The sequence below is a fragment of the Blattabacterium cuenoti genome (assembly GCF_014252055.1).
In the GTDB taxonomy this organism is placed as follows: Bacteria; Bacteroidota; Bacteroidia; order Flavobacteriales; family Blattabacteriaceae; genus Blattabacterium; species Blattabacterium cuenoti_D.
On record NZ_CP059208.1, the window covers coordinates 514972 to 539261 of the forward strand.

At 24.7% G+C, this 24290-nt stretch carries 21 protein-coding genes and 1 tRNA gene; 13 read left to right on the forward strand and 9 right to left on the reverse strand.

All coding sequences use genetic code 11. From position 1 onward, the window contains the following. Nucleotides 1-107: 107 nt before the first annotated feature. The 6 genes from H0H48_RS02565 to rpoN all read left to right on the forward strand — a co-directional run bounded on the left by H0H48_RS02565 (nucleotide 108) and on the right by rpoN (nucleotide 8665). Complete coding sequence (locus H0H48_RS02565) at nucleotides 108-2882, forward strand: class I tRNA ligase family protein (protein WP_185871003.1); 2775 nt, start codon at nucleotides 108-110, stop codon at nucleotides 2880-2882. Between the two features lie 129 nt (nucleotides 2883-3011). Beyond that, the gene (locus H0H48_RS02570; protein ID WP_185871004.1) at nucleotides 3012-4442 is read left to right on the forward strand and encodes a Glu/Leu/Phe/Val family dehydrogenase; all 1431 of its coding nucleotides are present in this window, start codon (nucleotides 3012-3014) and stop codon (nucleotides 4440-4442) included. 61 nt (nucleotides 4443-4503) lie between these two features. After that, entirely contained in the window at nucleotides 4504-5226 is a 723-nt protein-coding gene (pyrH, locus tag H0H48_RS02575; RefSeq protein WP_185871005.1) for a UMP kinase, read from the forward strand. Nucleotides 5227-5231: 5 nt separating this feature from the next. Next, a complete protein-coding gene (frr, locus tag H0H48_RS02580) occupies nucleotides 5232-5786 on the forward strand; it encodes a ribosome recycling factor (protein WP_185871006.1) in 555 nt (184 codons plus the stop codon). A gap of 1 nt (nucleotide 5787) precedes the next feature. Continuing rightward, nucleotides 5788-7185 carry an asparagine--tRNA ligase gene (gene asnS / locus H0H48_RS02585; protein ID WP_185871007.1) on the forward strand — a complete coding sequence of 466 codons (1398 nt, stop codon included), beginning with the start codon at nucleotides 5788-5790 and terminating at the stop codon, nucleotides 7183-7185. Nucleotides 7186-7192: 7 nt separating this feature from the next. After that, nucleotides 7193-8665, forward strand: a complete 1473-nt coding sequence (rpoN, locus tag H0H48_RS02590) for an RNA polymerase factor sigma-54 (protein ID WP_185871008.1) — start codon at nucleotides 7193-7195, stop codon at nucleotides 8663-8665. On the opposite strand, the gene H0H48_RS02595 is transcribed toward rpoN, so the two are convergent. The 6 genes from H0H48_RS02595 to H0H48_RS02620 are packed head-to-tail and all read right to left on the reverse strand — an operon-like array spanning nucleotide 8660 to nucleotide 15414. Beyond that, on the reverse strand, nucleotides 8660-10048 hold the full coding sequence (locus H0H48_RS02595) for an aldehyde dehydrogenase family protein (protein WP_238785313.1): 1389 nt from the start codon (nucleotides 10046-10048) through the stop codon (nucleotides 8660-8662). The genes rpoN and H0H48_RS02595 overlap by 6 nt on opposite strands. Continuing rightward, nucleotides 10023-10481, reverse strand: coding sequence for a SufE family protein (locus H0H48_RS02600; protein ID WP_185871009.1), 459 nt, complete (start codon nucleotides 10479-10481; stop codon nucleotides 10023-10025). Before H0H48_RS02600 ends, H0H48_RS02595 begins: the two co-directional genes overlap by 26 nt. A 53-nt stretch (nucleotides 10482-10534) precedes the next feature. Beyond that, nucleotides 10535-12817 carry a 5-methyltetrahydropteroyltriglutamate--homocysteine S-methyltransferase gene (gene metE / locus H0H48_RS02605; protein WP_185871010.1) on the reverse strand — a complete coding sequence of 761 codons (2283 nt, stop codon included), beginning with the start codon at nucleotides 12815-12817 and terminating at the stop codon, nucleotides 10535-10537. 15 nt (nucleotides 12818-12832) lie between these two features. Beyond that, nucleotides 12833-14032 carry a putative sugar nucleotidyl transferase gene (locus tag H0H48_RS02610; protein WP_185871011.1) on the reverse strand — a complete coding sequence of 400 codons (1200 nt, stop codon included), beginning with the start codon at nucleotides 14030-14032 and terminating at the stop codon, nucleotides 12833-12835. A 20-nt stretch (nucleotides 14033-14052) separates the two neighbouring features. Further along, a complete protein-coding gene (locus H0H48_RS02615; protein ID WP_185850300.1) occupies nucleotides 14053-14307 on the reverse strand; it encodes a type B 50S ribosomal protein L31 in 255 nt (84 codons plus the stop codon). Between the two features lie 6 nt (nucleotides 14308-14313). Beyond that, nucleotides 14314-15414: a 3-oxoacyl-ACP synthase III family protein gene (locus H0H48_RS02620; protein WP_185871012.1), complete on the reverse strand. Its 1101-nt coding sequence runs from the start codon at nucleotides 15412-15414 to the stop codon at nucleotides 14314-14316. Nucleotides 15415-15483: 69 nt separating this feature from the next. Between H0H48_RS02620 and ubiE the strand changes: the two genes are divergently transcribed. From ubiE to H0H48_RS02645, 5 genes are read left to right on the forward strand one after another with little or no spacing between them, the layout of a single operon-like run. Continuing rightward, nucleotides 15484-16221: a bifunctional demethylmenaquinone methyltransferase/2-methoxy-6-polyprenyl-1,4-benzoquinol methylase UbiE gene (gene ubiE, locus H0H48_RS02625; protein ID WP_185871013.1), complete on the forward strand. Its 738-nt coding sequence runs from the start codon at nucleotides 15484-15486 to the stop codon at nucleotides 16219-16221. Nucleotides 16222-16239: 18 nt separating this feature from the next. Then, entirely contained in the window at nucleotides 16240-17778 is a 1539-nt protein-coding gene (locus H0H48_RS02630; protein ID WP_185871014.1) for a GH3 auxin-responsive promoter family protein, read from the forward strand. 33 nt (nucleotides 17779-17811) lie between these two features. Next, the gene (gene rpsO / locus H0H48_RS02635; RefSeq protein WP_185871015.1) at nucleotides 17812-18075 is read left to right on the forward strand and encodes a 30S ribosomal protein S15; all 264 of its coding nucleotides are present in this window, start codon (nucleotides 17812-17814) and stop codon (nucleotides 18073-18075) included. A 35-nt stretch (nucleotides 18076-18110) separates the two neighbouring features. Beyond that, the gene (gene pnp, locus H0H48_RS02640) at nucleotides 18111-20273 is read left to right on the forward strand and encodes a polyribonucleotide nucleotidyltransferase (protein ID WP_185871016.1); all 2163 of its coding nucleotides are present in this window, start codon (nucleotides 18111-18113) and stop codon (nucleotides 20271-20273) included. A gap of 14 nt (nucleotides 20274-20287) precedes the next feature. Then, nucleotides 20288-21151, forward strand: coding sequence for a sigma-70 family RNA polymerase sigma factor (locus tag H0H48_RS02645; protein WP_185871017.1), 864 nt, complete (start codon nucleotides 20288-20290; stop codon nucleotides 21149-21151). A 23-nt stretch (nucleotides 21152-21174) separates the two neighbouring features. On the opposite strand, the gene H0H48_RS02650 is transcribed toward H0H48_RS02645, so the two are convergent. The 3 genes from H0H48_RS02650 to H0H48_RS02660 all read right to left on the reverse strand — a co-directional run bounded on the left by H0H48_RS02650 (nucleotide 21175) and on the right by H0H48_RS02660 (nucleotide 22555). Next, nucleotides 21175-21248 (reverse strand) — tRNA-Arg (locus H0H48_RS02650). 30 nt (nucleotides 21249-21278) lie between these two features. Continuing rightward, nucleotides 21279-22037, reverse strand: coding sequence for a triose-phosphate isomerase (tpiA, locus tag H0H48_RS02655; RefSeq protein ID WP_185871018.1), 759 nt, complete (start codon nucleotides 22035-22037; stop codon nucleotides 21279-21281). A 26-nt stretch (nucleotides 22038-22063) separates the two neighbouring features. Then, nucleotides 22064-22555 carry a nucleotide modification associated domain-containing protein gene (locus H0H48_RS02660; RefSeq protein ID WP_185871019.1) on the reverse strand — a complete coding sequence of 164 codons (492 nt, stop codon included), beginning with the start codon at nucleotides 22553-22555 and terminating at the stop codon, nucleotides 22064-22066. A 48-nt stretch (nucleotides 22556-22603) separates the two neighbouring features. Here H0H48_RS02660 and folP point away from each other — a divergent pair, with 48 nt between their 5' ends. Further along, the gene (gene folP, locus H0H48_RS02665) at nucleotides 22604-23437 is read left to right on the forward strand and encodes a dihydropteroate synthase (protein WP_185871020.1); all 834 of its coding nucleotides are present in this window, start codon (nucleotides 22604-22606) and stop codon (nucleotides 23435-23437) included. A 38-nt stretch (nucleotides 23438-23475) separates the two neighbouring features. After that, a complete protein-coding gene (locus H0H48_RS02670; RefSeq protein ID WP_185871021.1) occupies nucleotides 23476-24279 on the forward strand; it encodes a diadenylate cyclase in 804 nt (267 codons plus the stop codon). Nucleotides 24280-24290: the final 11 nt, after the last annotated feature.

Below are 24290 nucleotides of genomic sequence, written 5' to 3' on the forward strand. Positions count from 1 at the left end.
TTAATTTTTTCTCATTTGTAGTAATTAAAATTACGGAATAAAATCATTGTGATTTTTTTGCAAAATTTAAAAAAAATGGAATATAACTTTCAAGAAATAGAAAAAAAATGGAATATAACTTTCAAGAAATAGAAAAGTATTGGAAAAAATATTGGAAAAAAAATAATGTATTTAAAACTAAAGAAACAAAAAAAACAAAATATTATATTTTAAATATGTTTCCGTATCCATCAGGAGCAGGACTACATGTAGGACATTGTTTAGGGTATATAATATCAGATATTTATGCAAGATATAAAAGATCTAAAGGATTTAATATCCTAAATCCTATAGGATTCGATTCTTTTGGATTACCAGCAGAACAATATGCTATACAAACAGGTAAACATCCTTTTGAAACTACCTGTAAAAATATGATCAAATATAAAGATCAAATCAATAATCTTGGGATTTCTTTTGATTGGAGTAGAAAAATATATACTAGTGATCCAAACTATTATCGATGGACTCAATGGATGTTTATTCAAATTTATAACTCTTGGTATGATAAAAATGAAGAAAAATCAAAACCTATAGATACATTAATTAATGAATTCCAAAAAAATGGAAATCGTTATATAAATGCAAGTACTTCATTTGAAAAAAAATTTAATTCTAAAATTTGGAACAAATTTAGTACTTCAAAAAAAGAATCTGTTTTATTAGAATATAGATTAGCTTACTTAAGTAAAACTATAGTTAATTGGTGTCCATCTTTAGGAACTGTTTTAGCTAACGATGAAATAAAAAATGGAAGAAGTCAAAGAGGAGGGTTCCCAGTATATAAAAAAAAGATGATGCAATGGCATTTAAGAATTTCTGCTTATGCAGAAAGACTTTTAAAAGGTTTAAACCATGTAAATTTTCCAAATTCTTTGAAAAATTTACAATTTAATTGGATAGAGAAATTAACAGGAGCTTATATCTCTTTAAAAATAGTATTTACTACTAGTAATAGGATAAGAAATATAAAATCATTTATCCATTCACCAGAATCAATTTTTGGGATGACTTTTGTCATTTTATCTCCAGAACATCCGTTTTCAATGAAAATAGCCACTCATTCCCACAAAACAAAAGTTTTAGAATTTCTTAAAAAATTTAATAAAAACAAAGATATTATTTCTGGAGTATTTACAGGTAACTATGTTTTTCATCCTTTTATTTCTAAAAAAAAAATTCCCATTTTTATCAGTGATTTTTTCCCTTTAGATAATCAAATGAAATCAGTTATAGGAATACCTTGTCAAGATAAGAAAAGTAAAGAATTTGCAGAAAAATTTGAATTAAATTTTATTACAATTTTTTCCTTTAAAAATAAAATATTTATTAATTCTGAATTTTTAAATGGATTAAATGAAAAAGATGCAAATAAAAAAATTATTGAAAAATTAATTCAAAATAAACTAGGAGATAAAATAATAACGTATAAAATACGTGATGCAATTTTTTCTAGACAAAGATATTGGGGAGAACCAATCCCTATTTATTTCAAGAAAAAAATTCCTTATGTAATACCAATTGAAAAATTACCTATAGTTCTTCCTAAAATAAGAAATTTTCATCCTAAGAATGGAAAATCTCCCTTATTTAGAGCAAATAAATGGGCTTGGGATGAAAAAAATATGAAAATAGTGTCAAATAATTTTATCAATTATAAAAACATATTTCCAATTGAGATCAATACTATGCCTAGTTGGGCAGGTTCTAGCTGGTATTATCTTAGATATATGGATCCTCATAATAAAGAATATTTTCTATCTAAAAAAAAAGAAAATTATTGGGAAAATGTTGATTTATATATTGGAGGTTCTGAACATGCAACTGGACATTTAATTTATTCAAGATTTTGGCATAAGTTCTTAAAAGATAGAGGATGGGTTAAAACAGAAGAACCTTTCAAAAGGGTATTAAATCAAGGAATGATACTAAATTACTCAACTAAAGTATTAAAAATTGTGAACAAAAACATTTTCATATCTTATGGATTAAGGCATAAAAAAATATTTCAATCTTTTTCATATCAAGAAATGTATATTGACACTTTCTTAATAAAAAAAAATAGTGAATTAGACATTAATAAATTTAAGGAATTTTATCCTTTATTTAGAAAAGCAATTTTCCACTTAGAAAATGGAATTTTTATTTGTAACAGAAAGTTAGAAAAAATGTCAAAATCTAAATATAATGTGGTTAATCCAGACGAAATATGCAAAAAGTATGGATCAGATACATTTAGACTTTATGAAATTTTTCTAGGACCTATTACACAATCTAAATATTGGGATGATAAAAAAATCAATGGAATAAAAAATTTTTTGAACAAATTTTGGAATTTATTTCATAAAAACGGAGTTTTTTATATTAACGAAACTATACCTTCATTAAAAGAATATAATATTTTACATCATACTATAGATACTATTCATAATAAAATGAAAAATTTTTCTTTAAACACAATTATTAGCACGTTTATGATTACTGTTAATGAATTAACAGCAATAAAATGTAATAAAAAAAAAATATTAGAACCTATAGTGAAATTAATAGCTCCATTTGCCCCTCATATAGCAGAAGAAATATGGAAAAAATTAGGGAAAAAAAAATCTATTATATTTTCTAAAATTCCAATTGTTAATCCAGAATATCTTATAAAAAGAAGAACATATCCAATCATGTTTAATAACAAACTAAAATTCACAGAATCATTTGATCAAAACGTTTCTATCGAAGAAATAAAAAATTTCATTTTAAACCATCCTAAAATAAAATCTTTATTGAAAAAAAAAACATTAAAAAAACTTATCATAATACCGAACAAAATAATCAATATTTTATTTTAAATAATGTAAAAAAAAGTATTTCTCCTTTTTTACACATAAAATATTGTAGATTTGTATTCAGAGAATATTTATTATAGCAACATAACATTATTGAGTAAATAAAAAAAATACTCTTTATATTTCTTTTATATGTTAAAAAAAAACCGAATAAAATCTGAGAAAAATAGTTTTTTTAATTCTATAGAAAGAAATTTTGATAAGGCTGCAAAATTTCTTTCTATAGAAAAGGGGTTATTAGAACAGATAAAAGCTTGTAACGCTGTATATAGAATGCATTTTCCGGTAAAATTAGGAAAAGAAATAAAAGTAATTGAAGCTTACAGAGTTCAACATTCACATCATAAACTTCCTTGTAAAGGTGGAATACGATACAGTATAAAAGTAAATCAAGATGAAGTAATGACATTAGCTGCTTTGATGACTTATAAATGTGCTATAGTAGATGTACCTTTTGGAGGGGCAAAAGGAGGTATAAAAATAGATCCACAAACTATATCTACAGAAGCGATAGAAAAAATAACTCGTCGTTATACTTCAGAATTGATTAAAAAAAACTTTATAGGTCCAGGAATAGATGTTCCTGCCCCAGATTATGGTACTGGAGAAAGAGAGATGAGTTGGATTTTTGATACTTTTTTATCTATTAGACCCGAAGATGTTGATGCTTTAGCTTGTGTTACGGGAAAACCTGTTTCTCAAGGAGGAGTAAGAGGAAGAAAAGAAGCAACAGGATTAGGAGTATTTTATGGAATTAGAGAATTATGTAAAATGAAAGAGGATATGTTATCTGTAGGTCTGGATATAGGATTAATAGGAAAAAAAATTATAATACAAGGGCTAGGTAATGTAGGATATTATGCTGCTAGTTTTTTTCATAATGCAGGAGCTATAATTGTAGCTTTAGCGGAAAGAGAAGGAGCTATCTATAATAAAAAAGGATTGAATGTGTCAAAGGTTATTTTACATTTAAAAAATACTGGATCTATATTAAATTTTCCTGAAGCAATAAATATTGAAAATACTGAAAAAGCTCTAGAATTAGAATGTGATATTTTAATACCTGCAGCATTAGAAAATGTAATAAATAAAAAAAATGCAGAAAAAATTAAAGCAAAAATTATTGGAGAAGCTGCTAATGGGCCTATAACTCCTGAAGCAGATGAAATTTTAGAAAAAAAAGGAGTTATTATAATTCCAGATATTTATCTAAATGCTGGTGGGGTAACAGTTTCTTATTTCGAATGGTTAAAAAATTTAAGTCATGTTCGTCATGGACGAATGGAAAAACGATTTAGTGAAAATATGAATTATGAATTATTACAAATTATTGAAACTGTTTGCAAAAAAACAATTAATCCGGTAGATAAAAAAATTATTTTAAGAGGTCCAAGAGAAATCGATTTAGTTCGTAGTGGATTAGAAGATACAATGATTAGTGGATTTCATAAAATCCGTGATCTAAAAATATCATCAAAAATAAAAAATATGCGAACAGCTGCATTTGTACTTGCTATTAATAAAATAGTAGATTCTTATGAGAAACTAGGAATTTTTCCATAATATCATATACTTTATCTGAAAAAATTTAGAAAAAATTTATTTTTGAATAAATATCTTTTTCATGAAGTATAAAAGATCATTATTGAAATTAAGTGGAGAAGCTCTTATGGGAAAAAATGGATTTGGACTTCATTCTACTCGTCTTCAACAATATGCTGAAGAAGTGAAAAAAGTAGTAGATATGGGGGGCCAAGTTGCTATAGTTATTGGAGGAGGAAATATATTTAGAGGATTTTCTAAAATAGGAGAAGATAAAAAAATAAATCGAATAGAAGGTGACTATATGGGAATGTTAGCTACCGTTATCAACGGTATAGCTTTTCAAGCTTATTTAGAAAATATAGGAATATGCACATATCTTCAAACTGCTATTAGAATGGATCAAATAGCAGAACCATTTAGAAAAGATAGAGCAATACATCATCTTGAAAAAGGAAGAGTAGTGATATTTGTTGCTGGATTAGGGAATCCATACTTTACTACAGATACAGCTGCTGTTTTACGTGCTATAGAAATAAAAGCGGATGTTTTATTAAAAGGAACAAGAGTTGATGGAATCTATACCAATGATCCTGAAAAAGATAAATATGCTAAAAAATTTAAAAATATATCTTTTGATATGGTATATAAAATGGGAATAAAAGTCATGGATCAAACTGCTTTTATTTTAGGAAATGAAAATAATCTTCCTATTATTATTTTTGATATAAATAAGAAAGGAAATTTTAAAAAAGTAATTTCCGGAGAAGAAATAGGAACGTTAGTCTTTAAAAAACAAAGATAAAAATAATGGATGAATTAAATAATATTTTTTTTTCTTGCAGGAAAGATATGAAAAAAATTATAGAAAAATTAAAAGAAGATGTTCATTATCTAAGATTAGGAAGTAAATTCACAGCATCTTTTTTAAGCAAAATGAATATAAAATGTTATGGTACATTTTTACCTATGATGGAAATAGCTAATATTACGATAATAGATAATATGAATATAAGTATTCAACCATGGGATCGTTCTATTATTTCCAACATAGACAAAGCTATTATAGATGCAAATTTAGGATTTATGCCTACTAATAAAGGAGATAGTATCCATATAAATCTTCCTATTATTACAGAAGAAGAAAGAAAAAACTTAATAAAAAAAGTAAAAATGCAAATAGAACATGCAAAAGTACTTATAAGGAATATAAGAAAAAAAAGTAATCAAAATATAAAAAAATTAAAAATATCTGAAGATTTATTAAAATCTGGAGAAATTCGCATACAAAAAATAACCATTGAATATATAAAAGAAGTAGATAATTTCCTCAAAAATAAGGAAATAGAAATATTGAAAATATAAAATGATAAAAAAATATTCTATTAAAGAGTTATTAAATAAATGGGATTTTTTTTTGAATAAAAAAGTTTTAGTTGAAGGATGGATTCGTTCTTTTCGTTATTCTATTTTTATTATTTTAAATGATGGATCGACAATTAATAATTTACAAATTGTTTTATCAAAAAATTTTGATAAAACAATTTTAGAAAAAATAACTATTGGAACTTCAATTAAAGCAATAGGTATCATTACAAAAAGCATTGGAAAAAAACAATTAATAGAGCTAAAATCTTCAGATATTACTATATATGGGGTTACAAATTCAAAAGATATTCAAAAATCCATTTTACAGCCTAAAAAACATAGTTTAGAAAAACTAAGAGAACAAGCTCATTTACGTTTTCGTACAACTATTTTTAGCTGTGTCATGAGAGTTCGTAATCATCTATCTTTTTCTATACATAAATATTTTCAAGATCATGGATTTTTCTATTTACATACTCCAATTATTACTACTTCAAATTGTGAAGGTAGTGGAAAAATGTTTCAAGTTACCACTTTAGTAAATAAAGTAGATGACACAAAAGATTTTTTTAAATGTAAAACTTATCTTAGTGTATCTGGACAATTAGAAGCAGAAACTGCATGTATGGGATTAGGAAAAGTTTACACTTTTGGTCCTGTATTTCGTGCAGAAAATTCAAATACTTCACGTCATTTATCTGAATTTTGGATGATAGAACCAGAAATAGCTTTTTATAGATTGAAAGAAAATATGGATCTTGCCGAAGATTTTTTAAAATCTATTATAAAATATATTCTTAAAAATAGTATAGAAGATTTATTATTTTTGAATGAACATTCATGGAGTAATTGTAATAAAAAAATCTATCTTATAGATAAATTAAAAACTATATTGAAATATCCATTCAAAAGAATCAGTTATACAAAAGTTATAACTATTCTTAGTAATGAAGAGAAAAAAAGAAATATAAAATTTTCTCATCCAATTATATGGGGAATGGATTTACAATCAGAACATGAGCAATATTTAGTAGATAATTATTTTAAAACTCCAGTAATAGTATTTGATTACCCTTCTCATATTAAAGCTTTTTATATGAGAATAAATGAAGATAGAAAAACTGTAAAAGCAATGGATATTTTATTTCCTGGAATAGGAGAGATTGTTGGAGGATCCGAAAGAGAAGAACGCTATGAAATACTATTAGAACGAATAAAAGAAGCAAAAATAGATGAAAAAAAATTATGGTGGTATCTAGAAACACGTATTTTTGGTACTGTTCCTCATAGTGGATTTGGTTTAGGTTTTGATCGTTTAGTTCAATTCATTACAGGAATGCATAATATTCGTGATGTTATTCCTTTTCCAAGAACTCCAAATCATGCAGAATTTTAAAATAAATATGTTAAAACAAAAATTATTGCAAAAAGCACAGCATAAACTTTCTCCACAACAAATTAAATTATTGAAATTAGTTCAATTATCTACCCTAGATTTTGAACAAAGGGTTAAACAAGAATTAGAAGAAAATCCAGCTTTGGAAGAAGAAGAACCTTTATCAGAATTAGAAGAATATTTAGAAGAAAAAAATGGAATTGATGATTCAGAAGGAGCAGAAGAAGATCAAAACAAGATTGATATTTCTGAAATAGATGAATATTTAAATGATGATGAAATTTTAGATTTTAGTCGTTATAATATTGATAATAATACAAATTATTATAACGAAGATCTATTATATATTTCGCCAATTATTTCTGGAATATCTTTCCAAGATTATTTAAAAAGTCAATTACACACATTTCGATTTTTAAATGAAAAAGATTTATTAATAGCAGATTTCATATTGGGAAATATAGATGATAATGGTTACATAAGAAGGAAAATTACATCTATATCAGATGATATACTTTTAATACTTGGCATTTCAGTAAAAGAAGAAGAAATAGAGAGAATTATCAAAAATTATGTTCAAAAGTTAGATCCAATAGGTGTTGGATCTAGAAACTTGCAAGAATGTTTACTTATTCAATTGAAAAAGGAAGAAAAAAGTAAAGAAATTTTTTTTGCAAAAAAAATTGTGATAGATTACTTTGATGATTTTGTTAAAAAACATTACCAAAAATTGCAAAAAAAATTACAGGTTACAAAAAAATATTTACGAAAAGTTATTTCTAAAATAGAAAAACTAAATCCAAAACCAGGAAGAGTTTATTCTGAAAATACTAAAAGTTTGGATCAAATTATTCCAGATTTTACAATTTCTATAATCGATGGAAAGTTAGAATTATCTTTAAATCAAATAAATACACCAGAACTTAAAGTGTCTTCTTCTTATTTAAAAATGTTAAATTTTCATAAAAAATTTGCAAAAAATGATAATACTATCATGTTTATAAAACAGAAAATAGATTCTGCAAAATGGTTTGTAGATGCTATAAAACAACGTCAAAATACATTAATGTTAACAATGACTGCTATTATGAATTATCAAAAAGAATATTTTTTAACTGGAGATCTATATAAGATAAAACCTATGATTTTAAAAAATATTTCTCAAAATATTGGATTAGGAATTTCTACAGTTTCACGTGTTGCAAATAGTAAATACGTAAATACTCCATATGGAACTTTTTTAGTTAAAAGTTTTTTTTCTGAAAAAATGATTAACAAAGATGGAGAAGAAATTTCTTCTATAGAAATAAAAAAACTTCTAGAAGAATCAATAAATAAAGAAAATAAAAAAAATCCATTAACTGACGAAAGATTATCTAAAATTTTAGAAAAAAAAGGTTATTTAGTAGCTAGAAGAACAGTAGCTAAATATAGAGATCAAATGCATATACCAATTGCAAGAATGCGTAAAATTTTATAATTCATTCATTACTATAACTTTACAATTGGACAACTCCATGATAGATAAATCTGATAATTCCCTTCCATATCCAGATTTTTTTATTCCTCCAAAAGGAAAACGTGGATCAGATTTTACTATTTCATTAATAAATATCATTCCAGTTTCTATTTTTTTAGATAGTTTTTCTGCTTTTTCTAAATCTTTAGTCCAAATAGAAGAACCTAACCCATATATTGTATTATTAACAATAAAAGGAATTTCTTCCTCTTTAGAAAAAGAAATTATTAAACCTATCGGTCCAAATATTTCTTCTTTATTCACTAATAAATTATCATGTTTTATTTTCAATAAGGATGGAGAAAAAAAATTATCTTCTCTTTCAATTTCTAAACATACTTCCCCTCCATTTGATATAATATCAAAATATTGTTGATTTAATTTTTCAGATAAATCACTTCTAGAAAGATAACCTATTTTCGTAGAATCATCATATAAATTACCTTTGCAGTATTTTTTCATTTCTTTTATTACTATGTGTATAAAATCATCTATAATTGATTCGTCTACAATAAATCTTTTTGCTGAAATACATGCCTGACCAGTATTATTTAATCTAGATTTTGTAGCTAATTTTGCTATTTTTTCTATTTTTTCATCTACATCTCTCATTACAATAAATGAATCATTTCCTCCTAATTCCAAAATTGATTTTTTTATATATTTTCCTGATAAACTTCCTATTATTTTTCCAGTATAATAACTACCTGTAAAAGTAATTCCTTGTATAATATCATTTTTAATAATATGTTCTATTTTATTGTTATCGACCAATAAAATTTGAAAAACACCTTTTGGAAATCCAGATTCTAAAAATATTTTTTCTAAAAAAATAGAACATTCAGTTGTATTTATAGCAGGTTTAATAAGAATAACATTTCCTAATAATAAATTAGGAATAGCAGACCTTATAGGTTGCCATATAGGATAATTCCAAGGTGTAATTCCTAATATAGCCCCTATGGGTTCATAAATAACATATGATTTTTTATATGAAGTAGATATATTTTTTAAAAATATAGATATATCTATATTATAATAATATTTACATAAACTTATGCTCTTCTTTATTTCTAAACGAGATTGAGTTATAGGTTTCCCCATTTCTTGAGTGATATAATAAGATAAAATATCTATTGTTTTATAAAGAGTATGAGATAATTGGATCAAGCATTTAATTCTATATTCAAAAGAATAATTTTTCCATTTATTATATGCATTATCAGCTATAGATAACTTTTTATTGATTTCTTTTTCAGATAAAAAAGAATAGGTTTTTAAAATCCTATTATTAACAGGGTTAAAGGTTTGATACATTCTATGTATTTTTTTTAGTTTTACCATTTAAACCGACAGAAATTTTTATATTGAAAGCTATGGCATAAAATTTTATTTTTTTTATAAAAAGTAATATTCCATTAGCTCTAATAGGTGACAAAAAAGTTTGAAGTCCTATTTGAGAAATCAAATTTGTATTTGAGGAAATAATTTCAAAAGGAAAAAGATTTGAATATAAACCAATAACAAGTGCTACCATTCCTCTAGGCAATAAAGCATCACTATCTGCATCAAAAGAAACACGAAAATCTTTTTTTAATTTAGCTTCTAACCAAACTTTAGATTGACATCCATTAATTAATTTATCTTCAGTTTTAAATTCTTTTGATTTTTTTGGTAATTTTTTTCCTAAGTCAATCAAATACTCATATTTTTCTTCCCAATCATTTAGGAGTTCAAACTTTTCTTTTATTATTTCTTCTCTTTTCTGTAAAATCATTTATTTTTCTTGCAAAAATAAAAAATTCATTTTATATAAAAACTTTTTATATTTTAAGATAGTTGATTAACTAATTTTATTCTAGCTATTTTTGCAGCTTCTGTCATATTTTTAAGTGATTTTAATACTTCTTCCCATTTTCTAGTTTTCAATCCACAATCAGGATTGATCCATATATTTTTAATTGGTAGTTTTTTAGAAGCTTTTTCTATTAAATCGTATATCTCTTCTACAGAAGGAATTCTTGGAGAATGAATATCATATACTCCAGGTCCTATTTCATTTGGATAAGAAAAATCTGAAAAAGCTTTCAATAATTCCATTTTAGATCTGGAAGTTTCCATTGTAATAACATCAGCGTCCATGTCTGCAATATGTTCGAATATATCATTAAACTCACTGTAACACATATGCGTATGTATTTGTGTTTCATCTTTTACTCCACTGGAAGACATACGGAAAGCTTTTATAGCCCAATCAAAATAAAATTTCCAATTCTTTTTCTTAAGAGGTAATCCTTCTCTTATTGCTGGTTCATCTATCTGAATAATTTTGATTCCATTTTTTTCTAGAGATAGAACTTCTTCTCTAATAGCCCAAGCAATTTGATATGCCGTATCATAAATAGGTTGATCATCTCTTACGAAAGACCATTGCAAAATAGTAACAGGGCCAGTTAACATTCCTTTTACTAATTTAGTTGTTCTTGATTGAGCAAAACATATCCAATCAATAGTCATATCATCCATTCTATTAACATTTCCATAAATAATAGGAGGTTTAACGCATCTACTTCCATAACTTTGAACCCAACCATTTTCTGTTGACAATATACCTTGAAGTTTCTCTGAAAAATATTCTACCATATCAGTTCTTTCAAATTCTCCATGAACTAAAACATCAATATTTATTTTTTCTTGTTTCTCAATAACATCTACAATGAATTCTTTGATTTTTTTTGTATACTTTTCTTTACTAATTATTTTTTTTCGAAATTTATTACGTATACTTCTAATTTCTTTTGTTTGAGGAAATGAACCTATAGTTGTAGTTGGAAAAATAGGAAGATTTAATTTTTCTTTTTGCTTTTTTTGTCTTATTTCAAAAGTATTTTTTCTATTAAAATTTTCATTACTTATTTCTATTTTTTTTACTTTTTCATTAAATTCATTTTTATATTTTTCTATTATATTCTTATTTTCTAATAATATATTTTTATCTCCTTTTATAATTTTTTCTAAATCAATTAATTCATAAATTTTTTGTTTAGCAAAAGCCATCCTATTTTTTATATCTTTATGAATTAAATTTTCTGATTCAATATCTATTGGAACATGAATCAATGAACAATTTGGAGCTATCATTATACGATCTTCTCCTAAAAAATCTATAGATTTTTTTATTTTTTTAATTGAATTAGCATAATTATTTATCCATACATTTCTTCCATTAACAATTCCTAAAGATAGATTTATATTCGATTCCTTTAAAAAAGGAAGTATTTTATGAAGTTGTCTTGAATCTTCTACTAAATCAATATGCAAAGCTTTTATAGAAATATTTTTAAGAAGGGATATATTTTCTGAAATTCCGTCAAAATAAGAGGTTAATAAAATTTCCGAAGAAATTTTATTCCCTATTTCTTTATAAGCATATTTAAAAGTTTCTTTTTCTCTATCAGATAGATCTAATCCTAAAATTGGTTCATCTAATTGAATCCAATTGACTCCTTCATTTTGAAGTTTATGAATTATTTGTATATAAATAGGGACTAATTTTTCAATCAAATCCATTTTGTGGAAAGATCTTTGCTTTTCTTTTCCTAAGAAAAGAAAAGATACAGGACCTATTAATACAGGTTTAATTTTTTTTGTAAACTTTATTATTTTTTTTGCTTCATTTACTTCTTCAAAAATTTTATTTGAAAAAATGAAAAACTTTTGAGTTTTATCAAATTCTGGAACTATGTAATGATAATTAGTATTAAACCATTTTGTCATTTCCATAGCTCTTATATCCCATTCATCTTTTTGAAATCCTCTAGCCATAGAAAAATATAAATCCATAGGATTATTATGATGAATAGACATATATTCTTCTGGAATTACACCTAATAATAAAGCCATATCTAAAACATGATCATAAAAACTAAAATCATTACATGGAATTAAATCTAAACCAGCTTTATTCTGAACTTCCCAGTTTTCTTTTTTTATCTTTCTTCCAATTTCAAATAAGTTATTTAAATCATTTTTATTATTCCAATAAGCCTCGCAAGAATTTTTTAATTCTCTTTTTATTCCTATACGAGGATAACCCAAATTATGTTTCAGCATATAAAAATTTTTTATCTAAAATTCTAAATTTTCTTGATACAAATATTTTAAAATATTCTTTTCTAAAACAGAAAAATGAATATTTCTCCTGTTCATAACAATATGAGCTGTTTTACATACTCTATGAAAAGGAATTTTTCTATCATTATTCTGTATTCCTCCTAAAGAAAAAGAAGGAATATGTCTAGGAGGAAATCCAAAACCAAATATACTAGCTCCGACACCTACGATAGTAGCTGTATTAAACTGAGTATTTATTGCTGATTTAGAATGGTCCCCCATTATCATTCCAAAAAATTGAATATTAGTTAATACAAAGTCTTTTATTTCATAGTTCCAAACTGTCACTTTAGAGTAATCATTTCTTAAATTTGATACATTAGTCCCAGCACCTAAATTACACCATTCTCCCAAAACTGAATTTCCTAAAAAACCATCATGAGATTTGTTAGAATAAGAAAAAATTACAGTATTTTCTATTTCTCCATTTATCTTGCAAAAAGGACCAATTGTAGTTCCGCCATATATCTTACATCCTATATTCAATGTAGATCTTTTTCCAATACAAGCAGGTCCTCTTATGATAGTTCCTTCCATAAGTGTTACTCCTTTATCAATATATATAGGACCATATTTAGCGTTTAATACAACATTATGAGTTTCTAATTTTTCTTCTAAAAATATTCTTTCTTTATAAAGTAGGATATTATTATTTCCTAATAAAGGATAGGATTTTCTATTTTTTGTATAAAATAGAAAATCATTTTCTAATACAATCTTATTATGTATAAATATATCCCATGTATTTTTTATATGAATAATTTTTTTTACTTCGTAAATTTTTTGATATTCTATCTCATTAGATATTTTCTTTTCATAAGAAAAATAAAATTCTTTTTTCCTAAAAGCTATTATTTCTCCATGAAAAGAAATAGCTTCATTTCTTTCTAAAGAAAGAATTAAACTTACAAATTCTTCGTTTGGAAGATATGAAGAATTTATAAAAAATACATCTTTAAAAATTTTTTTTTGATAAGACGAATATTTTTTTGATAAAAATGGTTGTGTTATAACATCATCAATTTTTTTTCCTATATATTTCTCCCATCTTTCTTTTATTGTAAAGAAACCTAATCGTATTTCTGATACAGGTCTAGTAAAAGTTAAAGGAAATAAATTCCTCCATTCTATTCCATCATATAGTATAAAATTCATATCATATTATGATATCTATCCTATAATTTTTTATATTTTTCATATTTTCTCTTAAATTTTTCTGCTGGACCAGTTTTTCCTAAAAATCTTTTTTCTCCAGTAAAAAAAGGGTGTGAATAACTAGATATTTCCATTTTATATAACGGATACTTATGTCCATCTATTTTAATTGTATCTTTTGTTTTTACTGTTGATCTACAAATCAAAATTTTATCGTTGTTAATATCTTTAAAAACAACAGGTCTATAATTTTCTGGATGAATTTTATTTTTCATATATATTTATTTAATTATTTTTTTAGGAAAACGGTAAATCATTCCATTTACATTCATTCCAGCCCCTAAAGACGCCATTAATATAGTATCTCCAGGATTTATTTTATGCGGAGACATTTTTCCTTTAAGAATTAAATCTAGTAAGGTTGGAACCGTAGCTACAGAAGAATTACCAAATTTTTGAATAGTCATTGGCATTATTTTAGATATAAATTCCTTATTTAAAGAAGAATAATTATATAATCTTAGCAATCTCTTTATAATTGCATAATCCATTTTTGCGTTTGCCTGATGTATGATAATTTTTTTTATATCATTCAAATGTATACCAGCTTTATCAAGTATGTTTTTTAACATGTTTGGAACCTTTGTCAGCGCGTATTCATAAATTCTTCTTCCATTCATTCTAATATTAATTAAAGATTTTTTATAATTAGGATTTAAAGAAGGACCATTAGTAAGATAATTAAACTCTTCGTTATTATCACATTGAGAATCATGATAAATAATTCCATTTTTTTCATTTTTTATATCAATTGCTGATAATACAACAGCACCGGCTCCATCTGAGAAAATCATTGCATTTCTATCATGTGGGTCTATAACCTTTGATAAAGTTTCTGAACTTGTGATTAATATATTTTTAGCATATTTAGATCGTAATAGTTGATCTGCTAAAATCATCCCTTCTATCCAACCTGGACATCCAAAAATCATATCATATGGTTTACATCTTCTATTTTTTATTTTCAATTTATTTTTTACTCTAGCCGATATAGAAGGCATAATATTTGACTGAAAAGATAAAGGGTGTATATCTCCATAATTATGGGCAGATATAATATAATCTATTTTTTCCTTATATATTTTTGAATTGTATAAAGCTTTTTTTGCAGCAATAGTAGCTATATCAGAATTTAATAATCCTCTATCTATATACCTTCTTTCTTTTATTTCCGTAATATCTTGAAATTTTTTAATAATTTCTTCATTAGATTGATCAATTTTACCTCTTTTATCATAAAACTCATATTTCAAAAAATGATCATTTTTTATAATTTTATTTGGTAAATAATGTCCTGTTCCTGTAATGATTGAGCAAATCATTCTTTTTTTTTCTAATCATAATTTGAAATTTTAAATTAAAATTTCTAAACAAATAAATATATTAAGATTATGAATAATAATAACGAATTTTTGTTAAAAAAAGAAAAGAAAATAATAAATATGTTTAATCATATTTCCAAAAAATATGATATAATTAATCAAATTCTTTCATTTGGAATAGATTCTTTATGGAGGAAAAAAGCAGTATGTTTGTTAAATGAATATACAAAAAAATATAATAAGAAAAAAGAGAAAAACATACTAGATCTAGCTACAGGAACTGGAGATTTAGCAATTTTATTAGCAAATAAATTTACTGATAGCACAATTATAGGATTAGACCCGTCTGAAGAAATGTTAAAAATTGCTAGGGAAAAAATAAAAAATAACTTATTAAAAATTAAAATAATTCAAGGTTATTCTCAAAATATTCCATTTGAGAATGAAAGATTTGACATAGTAACTATTGCTTTTGGAATAAGAAATTTTCAATATATCAATTCTTCTATGAAAGAAATACATAGAATCCTTAAACCATCAGGTATATTGGAAATACTGGAATTTTCCATTCCTGAAAATTTTTTCTTGAAAAGGATATACTATATATATTCTCATTTTATTATCAATAAAATTGGGAATTTTGTATCAGGAAGTAATTTTGCTTATGATTATTTAGAGAAGTCTATTAAATTGTTTTATCAGAAGAATAAAATAAATGATTTTTTAAAATATCATAAATTTAATATTATTAATATCCAAAAATTAACTTTTGGTATTGCTACTATTTATTTATCAAGAAAAAAGTAACCAAAATTTTTTTCATCAATGATAAAACATTTATCTGCTTATTTAACATCTTTTTTTATAAAAAGAAGAATTAAAAATATAGAATTATTCATGCGTAATCCTATAGAAACACAAAATAAGTTATTAATCAATCAATTAATTTCGCATGCTAAAAATACAGAATTTGGTAAAAAATATAGATTCAATGACATAAAAAAATATAAACAATTTTCAAAAATAGTTCCAATATGTACTTACTCCAATTTAAAATCAAAAATTAAAAGAATACGAAGAGGGGATAAAAATATATTATGGCCTGGAAAAGTTAAATGGTTTGCAAAATCTTCTGGAACTACAGATACTAGAAGTAAATATATTCCTGTAACAGATCTATCCATGGATAAATGTCATTACAAAGCTGCAAAAGATATGTTATCCATTTATATTCATAACCATCCTGAAACAAATATTTTTTTAGGTAAAACTGTCCGTTTAGGAGGAAGTCATGAATTATGTAAAAAACATGGAACTTTTTATGGAGATTTATCCTCTATTTTGATAAAAAATATGCCATTTTGGGCAAATAATATTTGTATTCCTAAAAAAAAAATAGTTTTAATAGATGAATGGGAAAAAAAAATAGAAAGTATAATTAAAGAAACTGTTTTTAAAGATGTTAGAGTTATATTTGGTGTTTGTTCTTGGTTATTGATTTTTTTTAAAAAAATATTAAAGTTATTTTCTAAAAAAAAAATAAATGAAATATGGCCAAATATAGAAGTAATATTTCATGGAGGAGTTAGTTATATTCCTTACATTCCTCAATATAATGAAATATTTGATAATAAAATTAACTATTATGATGTATATAGCGCATCAGAAGGTTTTTTTGCCATTCAGGATAAAAAAAACACTAGAGATCTTCTACTTTTATTAAATCATGGAATTTTTTATGAATTTATTCCTTTAGAAGAAATAAATAAAACTAACCCAAAAATTATTTCTATTGAAAATGTAGAACTGTATAAGAACTATGCGTTAGTAATTTCTACAAATGCTGGATTATGGAGATATATTGTTGGAGATACAATAAAATTTACAAATATATCTCCATATAGGATTTCTATTTCCGGAAGAACTACCCATTATATTAATTCATTTGGAGAAGAGTTAATCGTTGAAAATGCAGAAAAAGCTATAAATAAAGCATGTTTGAAAACAAATTCAATTGTTCATGAATATACTGCAGGACCTGTGTATATAAATGAAGATAAATCTGGAGCCCATGAATGGCTTATAGAATTCAAAAAATATCCAAAAAATTTTTTTGATTTTAGAAATATATTAGATGAAGAATTAAAGTCTTTAAATTCAGATTATGAAATTAAACGTTATAAAGATATGATCCTTCGTACTCCTATTATAAAAGTAGTTAGAAATGGATTATTTTATGATTGGATGAAATATCAAAAAAAATTAGGAGGACAAAACAAAATACCTAGACTTTCTAATGATAGAAGATATGTAAACTCTCTTCTTAAAATGAATGATGATAATGAAATAAATACAATAATTTAAAAAAATATTTTTAATTTTACTTATTTTAGCAATATGACTGCAGAGAAAAAAAAAGAAATATTTAAAACACATGGAGGTTCTATTTATAATACAGGATCTTCTGAATCACAAGTAGCTTTATTTACTTATCGTATTAATTACCTAAGCAAACACCTAAAAGATAATAAAAAAGATTTTAACACTGAAAGAGCATTAGTAAAACTAGTCGGAAAAAGGAAAAAAATGTTAAAATATATTGAAAAACGTAATATAAATAGCTACAAAAATCTCATAAAAAATTTAGGATTAAGAAAATAAAATTTATTCTATTAATCCAATTCAAGAAAAGTAATATGCCAGATATAGTAATAAAAGAAACCATATATCTTAATGATAGTAGAACTATTATTATAGAAACAGGAAAGTTAGCAAAACAAGCAGATGGATCTGCTATAGTTAGATCAGGAGATACTATTTTATTAGCAACTGTGGTAGTTTCCAAAGACATAATAAGGAAAGAAAAAAAATTTGATTTTTTACCACTAACAGTAGATTACAGAGAAAAATATTCAGCTGGTGGAAAGATACCTGGAGGTTTTATAAAAAGAGAAGGAAGACCCTCTGATGAGGAAATTTTAACAATGAGATTGGTAGATAGAGTTTTAAGACCGACTTTTCCAGAATTTTTCAATAAGGAAATACAAATAATGATATCTTTATTATCATATGATAAAACTGTTTTACCAGATGGATTAGCTGGATTAGCAGCATCTACAGCTTTATCTGTAGCTGGAATTCCATTTAATGGTCCAATATCAGAAATACGTATTATACGATTAGGAGGAAAATTTATAATTAATCCAAGTTTAGATCAATTAAAAGAATCAGATATTGATTTAATAATAGGAGGAAATATGAACTCTATTCTTATGATAGAAGGAGAAATGAAAGAAGTAAATGAAAATGAATTTATGGAAGCTTTGATTGAAGCTCATAAAGCAATTAAACCTCAAATAGAAGCTCAAATTCGATTAATAAAAAAATTACCTAATCGTTTTTATAATAAAAATGAAAAATTATTAGAAACAAATATAGATATAGATAATGAATCTATAAGAAAAGAAATTTTTTCTTTTTCATATGAAAAACTTTATAAGTTATACAAAAGTTTTTTAGATAAAAAAAATAGATCTAATCAAGAAAAAACCATATTAAATGATTTCAAAAATTCTTTTTTTAAAGAAAAAAAAGAAGAATTTATTGAAAAAAATGAATTATTTATTGATAAATCTTATGAAGATATAAGAAAAAATATTATTAGAAACTTAATCTTAAAAGAAGGAATTAGATTAGATGCAAGAAATAACAAACAAATACGTCCAATTTATTCTCAAGTAGATTACCTACCAGGTGTACATGGTTCTGCTTTATTTTCAAGAGGAGAAACCCAATCATTAAGCACAGTAACTTTAGGGTCTTCCTTAGATGCTAATAGAATTGATAATGTGATTATGGAAAACCATGAAAAATTTTACCTTCATTACAATTTTCCACCTTTTTCTACAGGAGAAATACGTCCAATAAGAGGGGTATCTAGACGTGAAGTTGGCCATGGTAATCTAGCACAACGTGCATTAAAAAATGTTATTCCTAATAATCCATATACAATACGTGTAGTATCCGATATTTTGGAATCTAATGGATCTTCTTCTATGGCTACTGTTTGCGCTGCAAGTTTAGCATTAATGGATGCAGGAATTCCAATAAATCATCCTGTTTCTGGAATAGCGATGGGAATGTTTACAGAAGTAAATAAAAAAGTTATTATATCTGATATAATGGGGGAAGAAGATTATTTTGGAGATCTTGATTTTAAAATTACAGGAACAAAATTAGGCATTACAGCATGTCAGATGGATGTAAAAAAAATACATGGATTAACGTATGAAATACTAAATGAAATTCTGATTCAATCTAAAGAAGGCCGTCTATTTATCTTAAAAGAAATGCTAAATACTCTTCCTAAATATAGAGATAGAATGAAGCCTAATGCTCCAAAAATATATACGTTTAATATTCCTAAAGATTTTATAGGTTCTGTTATAGGAACAGGTGGAAAAGTTATTCAGGAAATACAATCGTATACAGACACTAATATTCTAATAGAAGAAAAAGAAGATTTCGGTTATATTGAAATTATAGGAAAAGATTATGAAAAAATAGAAAAAGCTGTTGATAGAATTAAACAAATCACTTTTGTTCCAGAATTAGGAAAAGTTTATAAAGCTAAAGTAAAATCTATAAAAGATTTTGGAGCATTTGTTGAAATAGCAAAAGGAGTAGAAGGGTTGCTTCATATTTCGGAAATAGGATGGAAAAGAATAAATAACATAGAAGAAGAATTACATATAGGAGATATTATTAATGTCAAATTTATGGGAATAGATGAAAAAAACAAAAAAATGAAATTATCTAGAAAAGTTCTTCTACCTCGTCCTAAGAAAAAAAATGAATAAAAAATAAAAAAAATATGAGACAACTAAAAATAACGAAACAAGTAACAAATCGTGAATCTGAATCATTAGACAAATATCTTCATGAAATAGGAAAAATTCCATTATTAACTCCAGAAGAAGAAGTAGAATATGCTAGGAGAGCAAGAGAAGGCGATGCTTCTGCTATAGATAAGTTAGTAAATGCAAATTTACGTTTTGTAGTTTCTGTAGCTAAACAATATCAAAATCAAGGATTAAGTTTGTGCGATTTAATTAATGAAGGAAATTTAGGATTGATAAAAGGAATACTACGTTTTGATGAGACAAGAGGATTTAAATGTATTTCCTATGTTGTTTGGTGGATAAGACAAGCTATTTTACAAGCAATAGCTGAACAATCTCGTTCAATTCGTCAACCTACAAATAAGTTAGCTTTATTAAATAAAATATTAAAAACTCTTGCTCAACTAGAACAAGAACTGCAAAGAACTCCATCTTCTAGAGAAATTGCAGAATATTTAGATATGAATGAAAAAGATGTAGAAGATTCCATAAAAAATTCAGGAAGACATGTTTCTATGGATGCTCCGTTAATAGAAGGAGAAGATTCAAATTTATATGATTTAGTAAGATCAGATGAATCACCTCGTCCAGATGAACATTTAGAAAAGGAATCTCTACGTAAAGATATAAAAAGAATATTAGCTACTCTTAGCGAAAGAGAAAGACGTGTTATTATTTTACATTTTGGACTTAATGGATCCCCTCCTATGACTTTAGAAGAAGTTGGACAATCTTGCGATTTAACTAGAGAAAGAGTTAGACAAATCGAAAGTATAGCTTTAAAAAGGTTAAAACATTCTTCTAGAAGCAAAATTCTTAAACCTTATTTAGGTTAATATTAATAAAATAACAAGACAAGAGGCCTCGAAGGGATTCGAACCCATAACCTTCTGATCCGTAGTCAGATGCTCTATCCAGTTAAGCTACGAGGCCTACTTATAAAGCAAAAATATAGAATAATTTTTAAGATTGAATAATTTTTAAAAATTTATTCATATCTAAAGATGAATTCCCAATAAGACCTCCATCTATATCTTCTTGAGAGAAAATTTCTTTTGCATTAATATCATTGACGCTCCCTCCATATAAAATTGAAATTTTATCGGATACTTTTTTTCCATATCGTTCCAGAAAAAGTAAACGAATAAATTTATGCATATCTTGAGCTTCTTTTGGAGACGCTGTCAATCCTGTTCCAATTGCCCAAATAGGTTCATAAGCTATAGAAAAATAATTTATTTCATCTAATGAACAATGAAATACAGTATCTTTTAATTGATTTTTTACTACTGAAAAATGAATATTTTTTTTCCTATCAGTAATAGTTTCTCCTACACAAAAAATAATATGAAAATTATATTTTAAAGCTATCTTTATTTTTTTTAACAGAATACAACTATTTTCAAAAAAATGTATTTTACGTTCGCTATGTCCTAATAATACTTTTTTAATACCTATAGATTTTAACATTTCTGCTGATACTTCTCCTGTATATGCCCCTTTATTTTTTTGATGAATATTTTGAGATGCTATACTTAAAGTAGTACCCTGTGAAATTTGATTTGAAATATGTAAAAAAGGAAAAGAAGGAGCTATAATTATCTTTTTATTATGATTTATTTTTTTATCAAATAAAACTTTTAATAAATTTCTAATAAAAGAAGTAGTTTCATAAAAATCATAATTCATTTTCCAATTTGCTATCAAAATTTTTTCTCTCATTTTTTTTTAATTACATTCATTTAATATCAAGAAATTTCCTTTAATAAAAAAAAAATTTCAATTAGTATTTTTATACTATAGTTTTTCAATTCTTTTGTTGAAATTTTTTCTTCATTATTTTTCAAATAATAGATTTTATCTAAGATACTATCTACAGTAGTAATTTGATTTTTCCTAAAATTAAGAGAAGATATAAAATCCTTTTTTATTATTTCAATATTTCTATTATAGATAGACATAACAATTCTATGTGAAAAAGATTTACAAGAAAAAAATATATCTATTTTTATTAAGATAATTAATAGATAATTTATAATATCTATATAGGTATCTATAATTTTTTCCTCCTTTATTAATTGATTTTTATTTGATTGTATATTTTTTATTCGTGAAACCTTGATGAATATTTGATCTATTATAGAGGAATATTTTAATACTTTCCATGAAAATTCATAATCTATTAATTTTCTTAAAAATAATTTTCTACATTTCTCAATAATAATAGAAGTATGTATCATAATAATTTTTTATACATATATATAAATAGCTTTTAAATTTTCAAAAAAATGATAATTAATTTTTCAGGATCTTTATTTTCGTTTAAGGAACCAAAAGTTATGGGTATAGTTAATCTAACTCCAGACTCTTTTTACGATGGAGGAAAATTAACATCTGAATTAGATGTAATACAACATGTTGATAAACTATTACATGAAGGAGCTGAATTTATAGATGTAGGAGGTTGTTCTACTCGTCCTGGGTCAAAATTAATAACGGAAAAAGAAGAAATAAAAAGAGTTATAAACCATATACGTATTATTATAAAAACTTTTCCAAATATTAAAGTATCCATAGATACTTTCAGAAGTGAAGTAGCAAAAATAGCTGTAGAAGAAGGTGCAGTAATGATAAATGATATATCAGGAGGAAATATGGATAAAAATATGTTTTCTTTAATAGGGAGACTAAAAATTCCATATATATTAAATCATATGAAAGGAATACCAGAAAATATGCAAGAAAAACCTTTTTACAATAAAGATATATTAATAGAAATTAATCATTTTTTTTCAAAAAAAATTTCTTTATTAAAAAAATATGGAGTTAATGACATCATTTTAGATCCTGGATTTGGTTTTGGAAAAACATTGAAACATAATTTTAAATTATTAAAAAATCTATCTTTATTAGGTTTTGAAGAAAATTTAATTTTAATAGGTATTTCTAGAAAAAATATGATAAAATCTATTTTAAAAATTTCTCGTGAAAATTCATTAAATGCAACTTCTATAATTCATACAATAGCTATTTTGAATGGATCTAAATTGTTACGAGTGCATGATGTAAAAGAAGCTATAGAATGTATAAAATTAATACAATTTTATAAAAATATTTTATAATTATTTAAATTTAAATTGATGTCATATCATATTTTATTTTGCATGAATTATTTTTCTCATTGTTATTACTATATATATTTATATTGAGGATTTCTTTCATTGATATTTTAGATATTTTTTTGGTAACCATTATCTTATTTCAAGTATATAGGCTTGTTTATAATACGGCTGCTATAAATATATTTTACGGAGTAATAGCTATTTTTATTTTCTGGAAAATAGTTGAAACATATGAAATGAAACTTCTTAGCATAGTAATAAGTACCTTTTTTAAAGGAGGATTTCTAGCTCTAATTATTTTATTTCAACCAGAAATAAGAAAGTTTCTCCTTATAGTAGGAAGTAAAATTTTTTTTAAAAAATTTATTTTTTCTCTTTTTAAAAATTCAAAAGTTTCTATTAAGACAGAAACTATAGATAGCATAGTAAATGCTTGCGCTATTTTCTCTGGAGATAAAACTGGAGTATTAATAGTTATTCAATTACATGAAGACTTGAAAGAATTTATTCAAAATGGGGATGATATGGATGTAAAAGTTAACGTTCCTATTTTAGAAAGTATTTTTTATAAAAATAGTCCATTACATGATGGAGCTGTAGTAATTATAGAAAATAAAATAGTAAAAACGAGAGCAATACTACCTGTATCTTATAATAAAGAAATACCTTCTCGTTTAGGTCTACGTCATAGAGCTGCTATTGGTCTATCAGAAAAAACAGATGCGGTATGTCTTGTTATATCTGAAGAAACAGGATATATATCTTACATAAAAAACCAAAAAAGAACTGTAATTACTAATATTAATAATTTAAAAATAAAACTTAAAGAAGAGCTACTTTGAATTTTTATTTT